Here is a 15,872-nt window from a genome sequence, read left to right on the forward strand (position 1 = left end):
TATGTACTCCAACCCCATCCTTCCCGGCTTTAACCCGGATCCGAGCATCGTCAGAACGCCGGACGGCTACTACGTTGTCACATCGTCGTTCGAGTACCTGCCGGCTCTGCCCATTTATCACAGCATGGACCTGGAAAGCTGGCGGCTTGTCGGCCACGTGGCCACGCGCGAGCACCAGGTCCAGCTCGCGAACGTGCCCACGCCGGGAGGGGTTTGGGCACCAACCCTGCGGTACCGCGATGGTGTGTTCTACCTGATCGTCTCTGTGTTCCTCGGCGGCCGCGGGTGCGTCCTGTTCACGTCCACCGACCCCGCCGGGCCCTGGAGCGACGGCACGGTCATCGCGTCCGTCGACGGCATCGACCCCGATCTGGCCTGGGACGATGAGGGAACCGCGTATGTGACGTTCGCCCGGCACCCTGATGCGATCCAGCAGGTCCGGGTGGACCTCGCCACCGGTGAAGCGCTGGAAACGCCACGCCCCTTGTGGCCCGGCAGCGGGCTCTATGCGCCCGAAGGCCCGCACCTCCACCGGCGGGGCGAGTGGTGGTACCTGCTCGCGGCTGAAGGCGGGACCGACCGCGGCCATGCCGTCACAGTCGCCCGCTCCCGCCGGCCGGACGGCCCCTTTGAACCGGCACCGAACAACCCGATCCTCACCGCGGCGGGGACAGGATCGCCGGTGCAGAACACAGGACACGCGGACCTTTTCGAACTTCCCGACGGCGGAACAGGCATGACCCTGCTGGGCGTCCGTCCGGTAGGGCTCACGCAGGCATTCTCACCCCTGGGCCGGGAGACCTTCCTGACCACGGTGGAGTGGATCGACGGCTGGCCCCATGCCCGCCTCCCGCACGTGGCCGGCGCAGGCCCGGAACAGATCGAGTACGACTTCGCCAACGGCGCAGGCCTGGAGGATCCTGCCTGGATTGCTGTCCGCAGGATGCCCTCGGAATTCGCGCACCCCACACCCCACGGCCTGGTTGTCCGGGGCGAAGGGAACACGCTGGACGCACCCCGGCCCAGCTTCCTCGCCCAGCGGCAGCGCCACCTCGGCATCGAATGCAGGGTGCTGCTCGATGTCAGTTCCGGCACTGGCGGCCTCGCCGTGCGCAACGCCGAGGACAACTGGTTCGGCATCGAAGCTGTAAGGGAAGGCAAAGCCATCAGGGTCACGGCCCGCGCGGTCGTGGCAAGTTTCGAACGCTCCTGGGAAGCCGAGGTGCCTGATGGGGACCTTGAGTTGGCAATTCTGACAGCCCCGCCACCGCGGGACTTCAGCGCGGGCGCCGTAGGCGGCGACCGAATCCGCCTCCTCGTCCGTTCCTCAGCGCCCCACTCCGGCGCAGGGGAGGTGCTGCTCGCCGAACTCGACGGCCGGCACTGGTCCTTTGAAACCGCCAAGGCGTTCACGGGCAGGACCTTCGGTGTTTTCGCCATCGAAGGCGAAGTCCTGGTACGGCGACTGGACTACCGCGGCGCAGACTGACCAGCCCGGGACCACCCGGGGCGCCGCGTCCTACCCCTGGGAGTGCGTCCGCACGTCAGCGCTGACCTCAGCGTGGTGGCCGAGGTTCCTTGAGACTGCGCGCGCCGCGGCGCGGACAGCCGGCGCGAGGACGTTCGGGGGAGTGGAACCGTCCGGGACCACGATGGACAGCGCCGCCACCACCGAGCCCTGGGCATCGAATACGGGCGAGGCAACTGAAACGGTCCGGGAAGGCAGGCTGCGGCGGATCATCGCGATCCCCGTGCGCCGAACATCGGAGAGCGTGCGGCGCACCTGGCCCTCGGGCATGTCCGGAACTCCAGGCTCGTTTTCGGGAGGCTTCCGCAGGATGGCCTCCTGGAATTGTTGATCAGCGCCTGCCAGCAGGACCAGGCCGACGGCGGTGGACCGCAGCGGAGCCCGGCCGCCCACCCGGTACGCCACCTCGGTTGCGTCCTTGGAGGACAGCCGTTCGATCAGCACCGCCTGTTCGTTGTCACGGACGGCCAGCAGGACGTGGTGCCTGGTCACCTCGAAAAGGTCCTCCAGGTAAGGGAGCGCGATTTCCCGCACGCCATGCCCGCGCGGCGACAGCGACGCGACCTCCCACAGCCGGACCCCCACAACGTACCGGCCGTCGTCGAGCCTTTCCAGCGCGCCCCACGCAACCAGCCGGGCAATCAGCCGCAGCGCGGTGGGTGCGGGCATCCCCGCATAGCGGGCCATCTCGGACAGCGTCAGGGCGCGACGGCGGTCGGAGAAGACTGCGAGCAGGCTGAGGGCGCGGTCCACCACCGGTTCGCCCTGCTTGGGCCGCTTTCCGCGGGCGGGGGTGGTTTCGGTGTCCGGCTGGACGGTCATGGCTTGCTTCCTTGCAGTGTTTGTACGTGAGCTGCGTTGATACGTGAGCTACCCCACAATACTATTCCAACCAATGAAAGTCGGCTGTGGGGTGCAGGTGCCCGCGCAGGAAGCTGGAACAGTTACTGCCACACGTTCAGGAGCCCGCCCGCAATGACCTCCTCCAGCCTCGACGCCGACGTCGGAACCCAGCCCAGGGAACGGCCGGCACCCACCCGGCTCCGCGTTGAACACCTGAAAGAGGCCTTTGGAATCACGGCAAGTGCACCGCGGATGAGCTGGGCCCCGCCGGCCGGCACGGTGCAGCAGACCGCCTACCGGATCACAGCGGACAACGGCTGGGACACGGGAAAGGTCACCTCCGCCCGGCACCTGCTGGTCCCCTACACCGGCCCGGCGCTGCAGTCCCGCAGCCGGTTCGAATGGCGGGTGCGCACCTGGAACACCGACGCCGACGGCACCGAAACTGCGAGCGCATGGTCCGATCCCATGCCGGTGGAGCTGGGACTCCTGCACGCCTCTGACTGGACGGCGCAATGGATCGGCCCGGAAGAACCGGACGTTCCGGCCCCCGGTGAACGCCCCGGGTACGCCCTCCACAAGGCCTTCACCCTGGACACGGTTCCGGAAACTGGCCGCGCGTACGCCACCGCCCACGGGATCTATGAGCTGTTCCTGAACGGCGTGCGCGTCGGTGACCAGCAGCTCACCCCCGGCTCCACCAGCTACAACACCACCCTCCAGTTCCAGGCCTACGACATCACGGGACTGCTCCGCCCCGGCGCCAACACCATCCGGGCCGTCCTCACCGACGGCTGGTACCGCGGAACCTTCGGATATACGCGCGACGCCGACATGTACGGCAGCAGCACGGCCCTCCTTGCGCAGCTGGAGATACAGTCCGGGGACAGCAGGACCGTCATCGGCACCGACGGGTCATGGCGGGTGTCCCGGACGGAGATCCTGGGCGCGGACCTGATGGCAGGGCAGCGGACGGACTTCCGCGCGCTGGAGGGCACGGCCGACGACGGCGCACCTTGCGCAAGTGCCGCGGCGGAGGCCGGTGCCGTCGTCGCCCGTAACTGCAGTTACGGAACACTGACCGGCCCGGTGGCCCCGCCCACGCGGATCGTGGAAGAATTCCCGCCGGTCTCCGTCACCAGGCTGGCCAGCGGCCGCCAGGTGGCGGACTTCGGCCAAAACATCCACGGCTGGGTGCGGCTCTCCAGGCTGGGCGGGCTGAGCGAGGCGGTAACCCTCGTGTACGGCGAAGCTCTTGATGCCACAGGCGACGTTACCCAGGACCACCTGCGCCCGCACGACTTCCGGCGCCCCGACCAGTTCCTGCCTGCCGGCCAGGTTGACGTGGTGACCGCCTCGGGCGCTCCGGGGGAAGTGTTCGAACCCCGGCACACCACCCACGGATTCCAGTACGTGTCCGTCCAGGGCCTCACCACGGACCTGGCGGCGGAAGACATCACCGCCTGTTTGGTCCACACGGACCTGGAACCCGTAGGCAGCTTCACCTGCAGCGACCCGCGGCTCAACAAGCTTCATGACATCGTCCAATGGAGCTTCCGGGACAACGCCTGCGAGGTTCCCACCGACTGCCCGCAACGCGAAAAGGCCGGCTGGACCGGGGACTGGCAGCTGTTTGTGCCCACCGCCTCGTACCTCTACGACGTCACCGGTTTCTCGCGGAAATGGCTCCGGGATGTCCGCGCCGACCAGTGGGAAAGCGGCGTCATCGCGAACATCTCGCCGTCGGCTGGGCCCGGGGTCACTTCGGCTGAGTTCATGGCGTTCACCAACGGGTCCTGCGGCTGGGGCGACGCGGTCGCGATGGTGCCGTGGGAGCTGTACCTGGCTACCGGGGACGCGGGGATCCTGGCCGAAAACTGGGAGGCGATGAACCGCTGGCTCGGCTTCGTCGGCAGGACCGCCGTGTCGCAGCGGCACCCGTCCCGGGCAGCTGCCAGCCCGGTTCCTGCACCTCACGAGAAGTTCCTGTGGGACACCGGTTTCCACTTCGGCGAATGGATGGAGCCGGACGGTCCGGAACCGGACCTGTTCGCCGCCCGCTCCGCAGACCACAGCATCGTGGCAACCGCCTATTACCGGAACACCACTGCGGTCATGGCCCAGGCGGCTGCGGTCCTGGGCAGGCCGGAGGAAGCGCGGGCGCTGGCGGACCTTTCGGAAAACATCCGGCAGGCGTGGGAAAAGGAATACCTGGACCCGGCCGGCCAGGTAACCCAGCCAAGCCAGGCGAACTGTGTCCGGGCGCTCGCCTTTGACCTGGTCAGCCCGCAGCACCGTTCCAGCGTTACCGCCCAGCTGGTTTCACTCATCCGGGACGCCGGCACCCACGTGGGCACAGGCTTCCTGGCCACGCCCTACCTGCTGCCCGTCCTGGCGGACAACGGTGAACTGGACCTCGCCTACGACCTCCTCATGCAGGATTCCGAGCCCTCATGGCTGGTCATCGTGGACCGCGGTGCCACCACCATGTGGGAGCTGTGGAACGGCCTCGACGCCGGCGGCGCCCCGCACCAGTCCCTGAACCACTACAGCAAGGGCGCTGTGGTGTCCTTCCTGCACCGCTACACGGCCGGCCTCCGGCAGGCGCCCGGCAGCGCGGGGTACCAACGGATCATCATCGAGCCGCGGCCCGGTGCGGGCCTGTCCTCCGCTGCGACGTCCCATACGGGTCCGCAGGGACGCATTGACGTGACATGGGAAATCGACGACGGCGTGCTGGCACTTGGCGCCACGGTACCTTCCGGCACCACCGCCGAAGTCCGGCTTCCCGGTGAACCTGTAGCCGTCGTCGGCCCGGGGACCTATTCCTTCGTTGCCGCCGTCGGCAGCAAGAGTCCACACTTCCACCCAGCGAGGAGCACAGTATGACCGCGGATCCAGCCACCGAGACGCTTGACACCACCCGCCCGGGCGGCGTGGACGTTCCGCCGTTCCCCGTCTTCGACGCACCGGGTGTTCCCGAAAACGCCTCGGACGTTTCCGCGGTGCACAGGGAAGTCACCTACGCACGTGCCATGGGTTTCCGGCCGTTGAAGATGGACATCTGGCTGCCCCGGCAGGCAACCGGCCCCGTTCCGTTGGTGGTGTGGGTGCACGGCGGCGCCTTCCAGCTGGGGGACCGTCGCGAGCTGCCGCCCACCTTTGCCCCCGACTCCGTGTTCCGGCTGCTCAATGAGGCCGGCATCGCCTGCGCCACAGTCGACTACCGGCATTCCCTGGAAGCTGCATTTCCGGCGCAGCTGCACGATCTGAAGGCGGCCGTCCGCTACCTGCGGGAATTCTCGGCGGACCTCGGCGTGGACCCTGCCCGCTTCGGAGCCTGGGGTGAGTCTGCCGGCGGGCACCTCGTGGCCATGCTTGGGCTGACGGGGAACCGGGAGGACCTTGACGGCGGCCTGGGTGCGCAGGGGCACCCAAGCGGCGTCAGCGCCGTCGTCGATTTTTATGGCGTCTCCTCACTGGTGGATATCCCGCCCATGGACACTCCGGACGGACTCTTTCCGCCAGCTTTGACGGCAGCGGTTCCGGCAGGGATGTCCCTGCAGCCTGAACAGATGCTGGTGGGCGGCTCCGCCAACCGGGACCTGCTCGCGGCCGCCAGCCCGGTCAGCTACGTGGCGCCCGGTGCGCCGCCGTTCCTGCTGATCCACGGGGACAGGGACGGCCTGGTCCCGCACTCGCAAACAGACCTGCTCTCAGCCGCGCTCGCGGACGCCGGCGTGGAACACCAGGTGGTCACCATCGAAGGCGGGGACCACTGCTTCTTCGGGGCCGAAGACCAGATGGACACCATCCTGGCCGCCGCCGTCGACTACTTCTCCCGGAAGCTGGGAACACCATGACACCACGAACAGAACCAGCACCTGCTTCCCCCGATTCTGCCCCGGCCGGGACGCACGGACAGATCGCCGCCGGTTTCGCCGAATACCTTGCCAGCCCCGAGGGGCCGCAGTTCCTCAACCCGGACGCCGTCCGGACCCCGGGGCCTGATGTCCCCATCCGCACCGTAGCGGCCGACGGGCGGCACGGTCCGGTGGCCGTCCGGATCTATGGCGAACCGGCCGGCACGGACAGCCCCGCCCTCGTGTGGTTGCACGGCGGCGGATTTGTCAGCGGCAGCGTGGACATTCCCGAATCCGATTACCTGGCACGGGTACTGGCGGACCGGGGCACGCCGGTGCTGTCGGTGGACTACCGGCTGGCCCGCGACGGGGTGTCCTTCCCGATCCCGCACGACGACGCGTTGGCCGGGTGGTTTTGGGCCCGGAAGAACGCCGAATCCCTGGGGCTGAATCCTGGTTTGTTGTGCCTGGGCGGTGCCGGTGCCGGCGGCAACCTGGCCGTGGGCGCAGCGCTCTACCTGATCGACGCCGGCAAGCCGCTACCTGCCAAGCTGCTGCTGGCCTACCCCTTCCTGGATGCCGAGCTCCCGCCGCCGGCCGGCGGACTGGACGAGGCGGTCATGGCGGGGCTTCCGCGCCACCTGCGGTTCACCCTGGAGGACTGCATCCGGACGGCGGAAAATTATGTTGGCGGCCCGGTCAGCATGGCACCGTCCTACGCGATGCCCGGCTACGCCGATCCCGCCGGGCTTCCACCCACCGCGCTGCTTGCCTGCGAGTACGACGACGCCCGCGGCTCCACCGAGCTGTTTGCCTCGGCTTTGGAGCGCGCCGCGGTTCCGGTGTCCCTCTTCCTTGCCGAAGGCGCGGTCCATGGCCACCTCAACCACACCGCCGGCCTGCCGGAAGGGCAGGCGGCCCTGGACTTCCTGGCCAGGGAACTGGCTGCCGCCACGGCAGCGTGATGCTGTTTCATTCAGTGAAACCGCCCACGCGGACACCGCCAGCCATGCCCCACAGTTGAGAGAAGACGCGGTCTGCAGCAGCGGCCGGCGGGGATAGAAACGGCGCGGCACACAATGGAGTCAACGATGACGGCAGGGCAGATCCTGAAGGGGATCGAGTTTTCCCATCCGGGGGGTGCAACCCCGTTGCTGCTGGACCTGTACCTGCCCGCCGGTTCATATGCTGGCGCTGACCAGGACTCGGAGGCAGGCGGCCCACGATTCCCCGCTGTCATCCACTTCCACGGCGGCGGATGGCGGACGGGGGAGCGGTCATCGCTCGGACCCACCGTGGATGGCTTCGGCCTGAGCCCCATCGAGCAGCTGGTGGAAGCCGGCTTCGTGGTGGCGTCCGCCGACTACCGGCTCAGCGCCGCTGCCACCTTCCCGGCCCAGCTTTTGGACGCCAAGGCCGCAGTCCGGTGGCTCCGCAGGAATGCTGCCGAGTACACCGTGGATCCGGACCGTATCTGCGCATGGGGCGATTCGGCCGGCGGCCATCTGGCCAGCCTGGTGGGACTCACGGCGGGTGCCGCGATGGAGGGCGAAACCAGGAAAACTGACGACCGCGTCGCGGCCGTCGCCGCCTGGTACCCGCCCACGGACCTGACCCGGATGGGCGAACAGGCCCGGCCCGACGCCGTGGCCAGCGCGGACGACCCCGGCTCCCGCGAAGCGCTGCTCATCGGCGCCCAGCCCGCGGATGCGCCGGACTTGGCGGCGGCGGCCAGCCCCATCACCTACGTGCGTGAGGGTGCCCCGCCCTTCCTCCTCGTCCACGGCACCGCCGACCGGTTCGTCCCGGTGGCCCAGTCCACCAGTCTGGCCGAAGCGCTTCAAAAGGCGGGTGCCGGCGTCGAACTTCTCCTGATCGAAGGTGCGGACCACATGTGGTCCCTGCCGGACGGGAGCCAGGCCGCCGCACGGCAGGCCACCGCGGCCACCATAGATTTCTTCCGCCGCCAGGCGCAGAAGCACTGATCTCTTCGCAAACCGCCGGCCCGCTCGTGCCCGGCAAGACCTGAAAGGCCCCTCCATGCAGTTCATCGGCATCACCCGCCACGGCGAACCCTGGGCAGCAGCCCTCGTGGACTCCCGGGTTTTCCCTCTCGCCCCGATCAACGATTTCTGGTCCGACCCCAGCGGCTGGCAGGACAAAGCCGCCTCGCTCTCACCTGCCGTGTCCGCCTCCCATGGTTCTACTTCCAGCGCGTTCGACGCCGGCAGCTGGCTGGAGCGGACCAGCGTCACCGAAGTGCCGCTCGTCCCCGCCTCCGCACGGGTCATCTGCGTTGGCCTGAACTACAAGGCGCACGCAGCCGAGGGAAGCTACAAGGCCCAGGAGCTGCCGCCGTACCCCACCCTGTTCGGCCGCTGGACGGCGTCCTTGTCCGTAGGCAATGTGCCGGTCCCGGTACCCGCCGGGGAAGCAGGCCTGGACTGGGAGGGCGAAGTTGCCGCGTACATCGGGCAGCGGGTGGAATCCGCGGACGAAGCAACCGCGGCGCGGGCCGTCTTCGGCTACTCAACCTTCAACGACATCACCTCCCGCACCGCGCAGAAACTCACTTCGCAGTGGACACTGGGCAAGAACGGCGACTTCAGCGGCCCCCTCGGACCGCTGGTCAGCCGGGACGAGGTGGGGGACCTCCGCGACGGGCTCCAGGTCCGGACCCGCGTCAACGGCATCGAGGCCCAGAACGGCAACACCAGGGACATGATCTTCTCCGTTCCGGAAATCATTGCGTTGATCAGCCAGACGTTCACCCTCCATCCTGGTGACGTGATCGCCACCGGCACCCCGGAAGGCGTCGGTTACGCCCGCACCCCGCAGTGGCTCCTGCAGCCCGGGGACACCGTTGAGGTGGAAATCGACCGGCTCGGCACCCTGGTCACTCCGGTGGGAGACCTCACGCTCCGGAGCCGTGCCTGATGGGCGCCCTGGCCGCCGCCGTCCGGGAGCAGATCCCGGGGGAAGCGCAGGTCCTGATTTCCGGCGGGGGGCCGAGCGGCCTGTTCCTCGCCCTGGACCTCGCGGGGCGCGGCATCCCCAGCACCGTGATTGAACCCCGCAGCGCCGTGGACCACACCAGGCCGCGGGCCAAAACCACCAACGCGCGCACCATGACCCACCTCCGCCGGCTCGGTCTGGCGGACGCACTGCGGGCAGCGGCGCCGCTCCCGGTGGACTACGCGCAGGACGTCATTTTCTGCACCCGCCTCGCCGGACCGGCAGCCCATGAGCTGCGCCGGTTCCGGAACTCTTTCCAGCTGGTTCCCGGCCGCTATGGCCCGCAGCCCGAATGCGGGCAGCAGGTCCCGCAGCCTGTCCTCGAGGAGGTGCTCCGCGCCGCCGCAGTCCGCAACCCGCTGGTCACCTTCATCACCGGGTGGAGCGTCACGGACGTGCACGCGCTGCAGGGCCCGGATGTCCAAGGCGCCGCAGCTCAGGGTGCCGTGCCGCTGTACGCCGTGGTCGTGGCGGACGCCTCCGGCAGCACGGCAACCATCCGGAGCAGCTACGTGGTGGGGGCGGACGGTGGTTCCTCCGCGGTGCGGCGCAGCCTGGGTATCCGCCTGGAAGGAAGCTCCGCTGCACTGTCCAACATCAGCATCCTGTTCCGGTCGAAGGAGCTTGGCGCGGCCATCACCTTGGATTCCGCCGTCCAGTACTGGGTGGTTGGATCAGAGGCCGCCGGCATGGTGGGACGGATGGACCTGGCTGATACCTGGTGGGCCATCATCCAGGGCGTGGATCCCGGCAAGGATGTAGCCCCCGGCGACGCCGCGGCCCTGGTCCGTTCCTTGGTGGGCGCGGAAGTGGACGTGGACGTGGTGGCCACTGATCCGTGGACAGCCCGGATGCTGCTGGCCCCCGAGTACAGCCGCGGCAACATCTTCCTGGTGGGCGATGCGGCCCACCTGAACCCGCCCTGGGGAGGGCATGGCTTCAACACCTGCGTGGGCGATGCAGCCAACCTGGCCTGGAAGCTTGCAGGGGTCATACAGGGCTGGGCAAACCCCCGGCTCCTGGACAGCTACGGCCTGGAGCGGCGCCCGGTTGCGGCGCGGACCATCCGCGACGCCGCGGCAAATGGCAAGGCCCTGGCCTACCACTTCGCCGATCCCCGGCTTGCCGGCCACGGCCCCGAAGGCGTTGCGGCACGGCAGGCGGCGCATGAAGCCCTCGTTGTCAAGCAGAGCGAGTTTGATTCCCTGGGCCTGGTGCTGGGCTATACCTACGCTGATTCCCCGGCAGTGGTGCCGGACGGGTCTCCGGTCCCTGCGGAGGACCCCATCCGCTATGTTCCTTCCGCCACCCCCGGCGCGCTGCTCCCGCACTCCTGGCTGCAGGATTCCACGTCCCTGTACAGCCGGCTGGGCGGAGGTTTCACCCTGATGGCCGACGACGGCGCGCTGGGCGGGGTGCACGGAGGCCATGCTTTCGCCGAGGTTCTGGAGGCCGGTGCCCGGCAGGGCATTCCGGTAACAGTAGCCGTGGTGGGTCCGGCCGACGACGGCACCCCGCTGTCCGAACTGTGGGGCGCCCCCGCGGTGCTGGTCCGTCCCGACCAGCACGTGGCGTGGCGCGGGAGTTCAGCCGAGGCCGCAGCGGCAGCCCTGACCGTTGCAGCCGGCTTCGCACCAGCCGGGTACGCATCTGCCGGGGCATCACCGCAGAGCACATCATTCACCAGCAGCCAGGACGAAGCCAGGAGCAGCTATGTCGACGCCGTCATTCCGTGATTACCTCTTTGCCCCCGATCATCCCCGCGTCGCGGAAATCAGGGGCCTGGATGCCCGCGAGTACGCGGAGGCCGCCACGCGGGACTCCTTTGCCGGTCCCATGATCGAGGGCTGGAAGAAGCTGTACCCGCAACCCTTCGTGGGCATCACCAGTGACGGCGTGCGGCGTGCGGGTTTGTTCCCGGTGGCGCCGGCCCGGTCCGGCGAGGAGGCACCCACCGCGGAGATGGTGGCAGCAGCCCGGAAGCTCCTGGGGGTGGCGGCGCCCGAACAGGCGGGAAAGCTCACCTATGCCGTGGACGCCCCGGAATGGCAGAGCTGGGCCAACCCGGAATTCATGCAGCACGACACCGGCCTGCGGCTGGATGAGCTGGAAACGCCGGTCCGCGACGCTGCCCTGGCCGTGGTGGAGGCGTCCCTGAGCGCCGAGGGCTTTGACCTGGTCCGCAACCTGATGCGCATCAACGGGTTCCTGGGGGACCTGGTGGATCTGCCGCTGCTGATGAACGAGTTCAGCTACAACTTCGCGCTGTACGGCGAGCCGTCCGAAACTGAGCCCTGGGGATGGCAGATCTTCGGCCACCATGCCGCGCTCAACTGCCTGGTGGCGGGGACCCAGATGGTGATCTCCCCGGTGTTCATGGGCGCCGAGCCGGACATGATCGACGACGGTCCGCACAAGGGCGTCAGGGTCTTCAAGGAGCGCATCGCACTGGCCCGCGACCTGATGGAGGCACTGCCGGCGGACCTGCGGGCGGAGGCCACCGTGTATGAAGCAATGGTGGATCCTGCAATGCCGGAAGGCCGCATCCATCCCGGCGACGAACGCCATTTGGGCGGGTGTTTCCAGGACAACCGGGTGATTCCCTACGAAGGCATCCGGGTCAGCCGCATGCCGGCGGAAGTCCGCACCATCCTGGACGCCCTGGTTGACGACTTCATTGCCTACCTGCCTGCCGGCCCCCGTTCAGCCCGCCGTCGGGAGATCCGCGAGCAGTACGGCGAAACCTTTTTCAGCTGGATCGGCGGCTGGGAAGGGCAGGACGCGTTCTACTTCCGGCTGCAGAGTCCCGTGGTGGTGCTGGAGCTCGACCACCACACCGGCGTCTTCCTGGACAATGACCAGCCTGCCCCGTTCCACATGCACACCGTGGTCCGCACACCCAACGGGAACGACTACGGCCGCGAACTGGTGAAGCAATATCCGTCCGTTGCTCCATAACTGCCGTTTTCAGGCTCCATAACGACACCTACTCAGCAGTCGATAGTTCTTAACACCCAAATGGCCCGGACTTCCTCTCGGAGGTCCGGGCCATTGATTTTTGAATGGGTTACTTGGAGCGCTAGGAGAGCTCCAGTGCGGTGCGGCGCTGGGGCGGCGGGCCCACCACGGTGAGGTCCATCTCTGCCTGGGCGCGCCCGAAACCCTCCATGTCCATATAGGGGGTCCCGCCTTCGGTGTACATGTAGTCGTCAGTGGGCTTGTTGAAGTACTCGAAGAACCCGTTGAACACCGACGGTGTGAGGAAGCCCAGCATCTGGGTGTTGTGGGAGTCCAGGGCGAAGGAGTGGACGGTGCCAGCCGGGGCGTGGACAAAGTCGCCCTTGGTGAGCAGCATTTCCCTGCCGTTGGCGTACAGCCACATCCGGCCTTCCGTGCAGATGAAGTTCTCCGTGTGTTCCGAGTGGAAGTGCAGCGGAATGTAGGGCGTCTTGGCTCCCTTGGTGTGCACGGCGAAGTAGTTCGAGCCGGTGTTGGCCGGCCGGGACAGATAGGTGAACATCGTCTGGTAGCTGGCCAGGCGCTCGCCCTCGTGGGCGCTGAGGAAGTAGGGGCTCTGCGTGGGCGGCAGGCCGGCGTCGTGCTTGAACGTGGGGGTAACGCGTTCCACGTCCGGGAAGGTGATGCCGAATTCAGCGCCCACCTCAGCCTGTTCCTGGTGGCTGGCCGTCCGGCCTGCACGGACCGGGGGCACGTGCGAATCGATGGGGGTGCCCACCCGCTCGTAGTAGGCCTCGGCCCCGCCCGGCGTCATCCAGTTCAGGAAGCGGGTGTAGTGGCTGGCCATCCGGTACGCGTGAGGCGTGTTCGGCGGGATGACCACGGAGTCGCCCGGGGTGAGGATACGGCTTTCGCCGGGCAGCCAGACGTGAAGGATCCCGTCGAAAACGTAGAGCGTCTTGTGCTCCACCTTGTGGCTGACGAATGGCGACTCTGCCCCCATGCCCCCGGAAATGTAGGCGGCGCTGAAGATGCCGCCGGTATCCGCTGAACGGGCAATGATCGTCACCAGCTGGCCGTTGATTTCGTAGCGTGCGCCCTCGCCCGAGGCCATGTAGTAGGGGACGGCTTCGCCGGGCAGCGCGTTGGCAACCGGCAGCTGCTTGTTCATTTCCTCAACGCTGAGGGACATGGGTTCCTTCTTTCCAGTCGGCCGGCCATCGCCGGAGCGTGACCTACATCATGGCTGGCTGGCATCGTTAGTCACGAGATGGGATTCCAATGAGTGAAAGCCCAACGTTGCCTAAATGGTGGCGGAAGCGGTGCAGCTCCGCTTCCGCATTGTCTGGCAATCCTAGGACTCACACTCCTTGCAGTACTTCCTGCCGTCCTTCTCCCTGGCGAGCTGGCTGCGGTGGTGCACCAGGAAGCAGGACATGCAGGTGAATTCGTCGGCCTGGACGGGCACCACCTGAATCAGCAGTTCTTCGTTGGACAGGTCCGCGCCGGGCAGTTCGAAGTTGTCGGCGAGGTCGGTTTCGTCGACGTCGGCAATGGCCTCCCTTCGGCCCGGCTTCTCGGTTTTCAGCTCCTCGAAGCCGCGGTTCGGCTCTTCCTCGGGCGTTACCCGGGGAGCGTCGTAGTCAACTGACATTGGTGCGTTCTCCTGTCGGCTGGAAGCAGTTCGTCCTGAACAGAGCAACAACAGAAGGCAGGGCGCGGATATTCCCGAACCAAGTTGTAGGTAGACTGACCTACCTACTGCCGTTTTCGAAGGAGCCTTGTGTCTGCCCGGAGTACCGTTGCGCACACCCCTGCGCCGTCAAAGCGCCCGGCCCGCGCGCTGCTGCTCGAGGCGGCGGCGCGGCTTTTCTATTCCCGGGGGGTGGCTGCCACCGGCATCGACGCCATCACCGCCGAAGCCGGGGTGGCCAAGAAGAGCCTCTACAACAACTTCGCTTCCAAGGCTGAGCTGGTAGCTGCCTATCTTGAAGCCCGGCACGCGGAATGGCTGGAGCTGTACAGGCGGCGGCTGGAAAACTCCCGGAATCCAATCGAACGGGTGCTGGCGATCTTTGACGCCTATGCGGACCATGCCAATGGTGCCTACCTCAACGGCTTTCGTGGCTGCGGACTGCTCAATGCAGCGGCGGAGCTGCCGGCAGGTGCGCCCGGCCGGCTGGCGGTCCGGAAACACAAGGAAGAAGTGGAGGAACTGCTGGCACTGCACGTTGCCGAGTTGCTGCCGGGGGACGATCCGCGAGCTGCAGGCTTGGCCCGGCACCTGGCCTTCCTCCTCGAGGGGGCCATGGCCAGGGCCGGGCTCGAGGGCGACGACGCGTGCCTGAAAGAGTGCCGGATGATTGCTTCCCGGCTGCTGGCGGACCTGTGAGCGCGTCAGCGGGTTCGGCCAACGGTTCGTCCAAGGCGCCGCTCTGGGGTGCTCTGTGCGTGGTGGCGGCTTCGGTGCTCTGGGGCACCACGGGCACGGCTGCAACGTTTGCGCCGTCCGTGAGTCCGCTGGCCGTCGGTGCGGTGGCCATGGGAGTCGGCGGGTTGCTGCAGGCACTGTACGCAGCCAACGCGATAACGGGGCAGTGGCCGGGCCTGCTGGCCCGCTGGCGCCTGGTGTCCCTGGGCGCGCTGGCGGTGGCCGTCTATCCGCTGGCCTTTTACAGCTCCATGCGTCTTTCCGGCGTGGCAGTGGGAACGGTGGTATCCATCGGCTCGGCGCCAGTGGCGGCCGCGCTCATCGAGCGTTTCGCCGACGGCAAACTGCTCACCCGCCGGTGGATTGCCGGAGCGCTGGTGGGCGTCTCGGGCGCAGCCTTGCTGTCCTTCGCCGGGCACGCGCCCGCCGGTTCCCCCGGCGGTTCCTGGGCGTCCCTGGCCGGGATAGCCCTGGGCCTGCTGGCCGGCGCCACCTATGCCCTCTATTCCTGGGCGGCCCACCGCCTGATCGGCGGCGGGCTTTCGTCGCGGGCGGCCATGGGGGCTGTCTTTGGGCTCGGCGGGTTGCTGCTGATGCCTGTGCTGGCGGTCACCGGCCGGCCCCTGCTTGAGTCATGGGTCAATTTCTCGGTGGGCGCCTATATGGCACTGGTCCCGATGTTTGCCGGGTACGTCCTCTTTGGGTGGGGCCTGGCCAGGATCCGGGCCAGCACGGCCACCGGGATATCCCTGCTTGAAACGGTGGTGGCCGCACTGCTTGCGGTTCTGGTGGTGGGTGAGAGGCTGCCCCCGCATGGCTGGCTTGGCGCCGCCGTCGTCCTCTTCAGCCTCTTTATCCTGGCGCCGCGGCAGTCAGCCAGCGTGCCGCTCCGGCCGCCGTCGCCGGCTGGGGAAAGGCTTGCCCAGCAGCAGGCCGGTGCCCAGCCCCACGAGTGAAAGCCCCAGGACCACCAGCGCAACGATCTGGCCGCTGACGCCGGCGATCAGCAGCACCAGCCCGGCAAGGCCTGCGAGCGCGCCGAAAAAGAGGTCTGCCCTGAACCGGGGCGCGGGGTAGCCGGAGAGCAGCTCCATGGCCAGGTGGGGGTCGTCGGCGATCAGCCCCAGCTCCAGCTCCTTGAGCAGCCGCCGTTCCTCTTCGGACATTGGCACGGGATGCCCCCGGTTTTCGGCTAAACGGGATATCGGTATTGACGCTAAAACTCCCGTGGCGC

At 67.8% G+C, this 15,872-nt stretch carries 14 protein-coding genes; 10 read left to right on the forward strand and 4 right to left on the reverse strand.

The genetic code is table 11. From position 1 onward, the window contains the following. The first annotated feature begins 1 nt into the window (after position 1). Positions 2-1,489 (forward strand): family 43 glycosylhydrolase, encoded by a 1,488-nt coding sequence (locus tag ACIQF4_RS12660; RefSeq protein WP_400515870.1) that lies wholly within the window; start codon positions 2-4, stop codon positions 1,487-1,489. A gap of 30 nt (positions 1,490-1,519) precedes the next feature. Here ACIQF4_RS12660 and ACIQF4_RS12665 read toward each other — a convergent pair whose 3' ends face one another. Continuing rightward, entirely contained in the window at positions 1,520-2,350 is an 831-nt protein-coding gene (locus tag ACIQF4_RS12665) for an IclR family transcriptional regulator (protein WP_400515871.1), read from the reverse strand. A 153-nt stretch (positions 2,351-2,503) separates the two neighbouring features. On the opposite strand from ACIQF4_RS12665, the gene ACIQF4_RS12670 reads away from it, so the two are divergent. From ACIQF4_RS12670 to ACIQF4_RS12700, 7 genes are all read left to right on the forward strand, one after another. After that, positions 2,504-5,260, forward strand: coding sequence for a family 78 glycoside hydrolase catalytic domain (locus tag ACIQF4_RS12670; protein ID WP_400515872.1), 2,757 nt, complete (start codon positions 2,504-2,506; stop codon positions 5,258-5,260). Beyond that, entirely contained in the window at positions 5,257-6,234 is a 978-nt protein-coding gene (locus ACIQF4_RS12675; protein ID WP_400515873.1) for an alpha/beta hydrolase fold domain-containing protein, read from the forward strand. Before ACIQF4_RS12670 ends, ACIQF4_RS12675 begins: the two co-directional genes overlap by 4 nt. Then, a complete protein-coding gene (locus ACIQF4_RS12680) occupies positions 6,231-7,199 on the forward strand; it encodes an alpha/beta hydrolase (RefSeq protein ID WP_400515874.1) in 969 nt (322 codons plus the stop codon). The genes ACIQF4_RS12675 and ACIQF4_RS12680 overlap by 4 nt, the downstream gene beginning before the upstream one ends. A 126-nt stretch (positions 7,200-7,325) precedes the next feature. After that, positions 7,326-8,219, forward strand: coding sequence for an alpha/beta hydrolase fold domain-containing protein (locus tag ACIQF4_RS12685; protein WP_400515875.1), 894 nt, complete (start codon positions 7,326-7,328; stop codon positions 8,217-8,219). Between the two features lie 55 nt (positions 8,220-8,274). Next, positions 8,275-9,171 (forward strand): fumarylacetoacetate hydrolase family protein, encoded by an 897-nt coding sequence (locus ACIQF4_RS12690; RefSeq protein ID WP_400515876.1) that lies wholly within the window; start codon positions 8,275-8,277, stop codon positions 9,169-9,171. Then, a complete protein-coding gene (locus tag ACIQF4_RS12695; protein ID WP_400515877.1) occupies positions 9,171-10,985 on the forward strand; it encodes an FAD-dependent monooxygenase in 1,815 nt (604 codons plus the stop codon). Before ACIQF4_RS12690 ends, ACIQF4_RS12695 begins: the two co-directional genes overlap by 1 nt. Further along, a complete protein-coding gene (locus ACIQF4_RS12700) occupies positions 10,963-12,207 on the forward strand; it encodes a DUF3500 domain-containing protein (protein ID WP_400515878.1) in 1,245 nt (414 codons plus the stop codon). Before ACIQF4_RS12695 ends, ACIQF4_RS12700 begins: the two co-directional genes overlap by 23 nt. A 121-nt stretch (positions 12,208-12,328) precedes the next feature. Here the strand turns inward: ACIQF4_RS12700 and ACIQF4_RS12705 are convergent, their stop codons facing one another. Next, complete coding sequence (locus ACIQF4_RS12705) at positions 12,329-13,399, reverse strand: quercetin 2,3-dioxygenase (protein ID WP_400515879.1); 1,071 nt, start codon at positions 13,397-13,399, stop codon at positions 12,329-12,331. A gap of 162 nt (positions 13,400-13,561) precedes the next feature. After that, entirely contained in the window at positions 13,562-13,861 is a 300-nt protein-coding gene (locus ACIQF4_RS12710) for a DUF4193 domain-containing protein (protein WP_350001131.1), read from the reverse strand. A 129-nt stretch (positions 13,862-13,990) separates the two neighbouring features. Here ACIQF4_RS12710 and ACIQF4_RS12715 point away from each other — a divergent pair, with 129 nt between their 5' ends. Together ACIQF4_RS12715 and ACIQF4_RS12720 are read left to right on the forward strand one after the other, a co-directional pair. Continuing rightward, on the forward strand, positions 13,991-14,599 hold the full coding sequence (locus tag ACIQF4_RS12715; protein WP_400515880.1) for a TetR/AcrR family transcriptional regulator: 609 nt from the start codon (positions 13,991-13,993) through the stop codon (positions 14,597-14,599). Further along, complete coding sequence (locus ACIQF4_RS12720) at positions 14,596-15,594, forward strand: DMT family transporter (protein ID WP_400515881.1); 999 nt, start codon at positions 14,596-14,598, stop codon at positions 15,592-15,594. The genes ACIQF4_RS12715 and ACIQF4_RS12720 overlap by 4 nt, the downstream gene beginning before the upstream one ends. Here the strand turns inward: ACIQF4_RS12720 and ACIQF4_RS12725 are convergent. Then, positions 15,511-15,804, reverse strand: a complete 294-nt coding sequence (locus ACIQF4_RS12725) for a DUF3040 domain-containing protein (protein ID WP_350001580.1) — start codon at positions 15,802-15,804, stop codon at positions 15,511-15,513. The genes ACIQF4_RS12720 and ACIQF4_RS12725 overlap by 84 nt on opposite strands. Positions 15,805-15,872: the final 68 nt, after the last annotated feature.

Origin of the sequence: Pseudarthrobacter sp. NPDC092202, assembly GCF_044755505.1 — a bacterium.
Classification (GTDB): domain Bacteria; phylum Actinomycetota; class Actinomycetes; order Actinomycetales; family Micrococcaceae; genus Arthrobacter.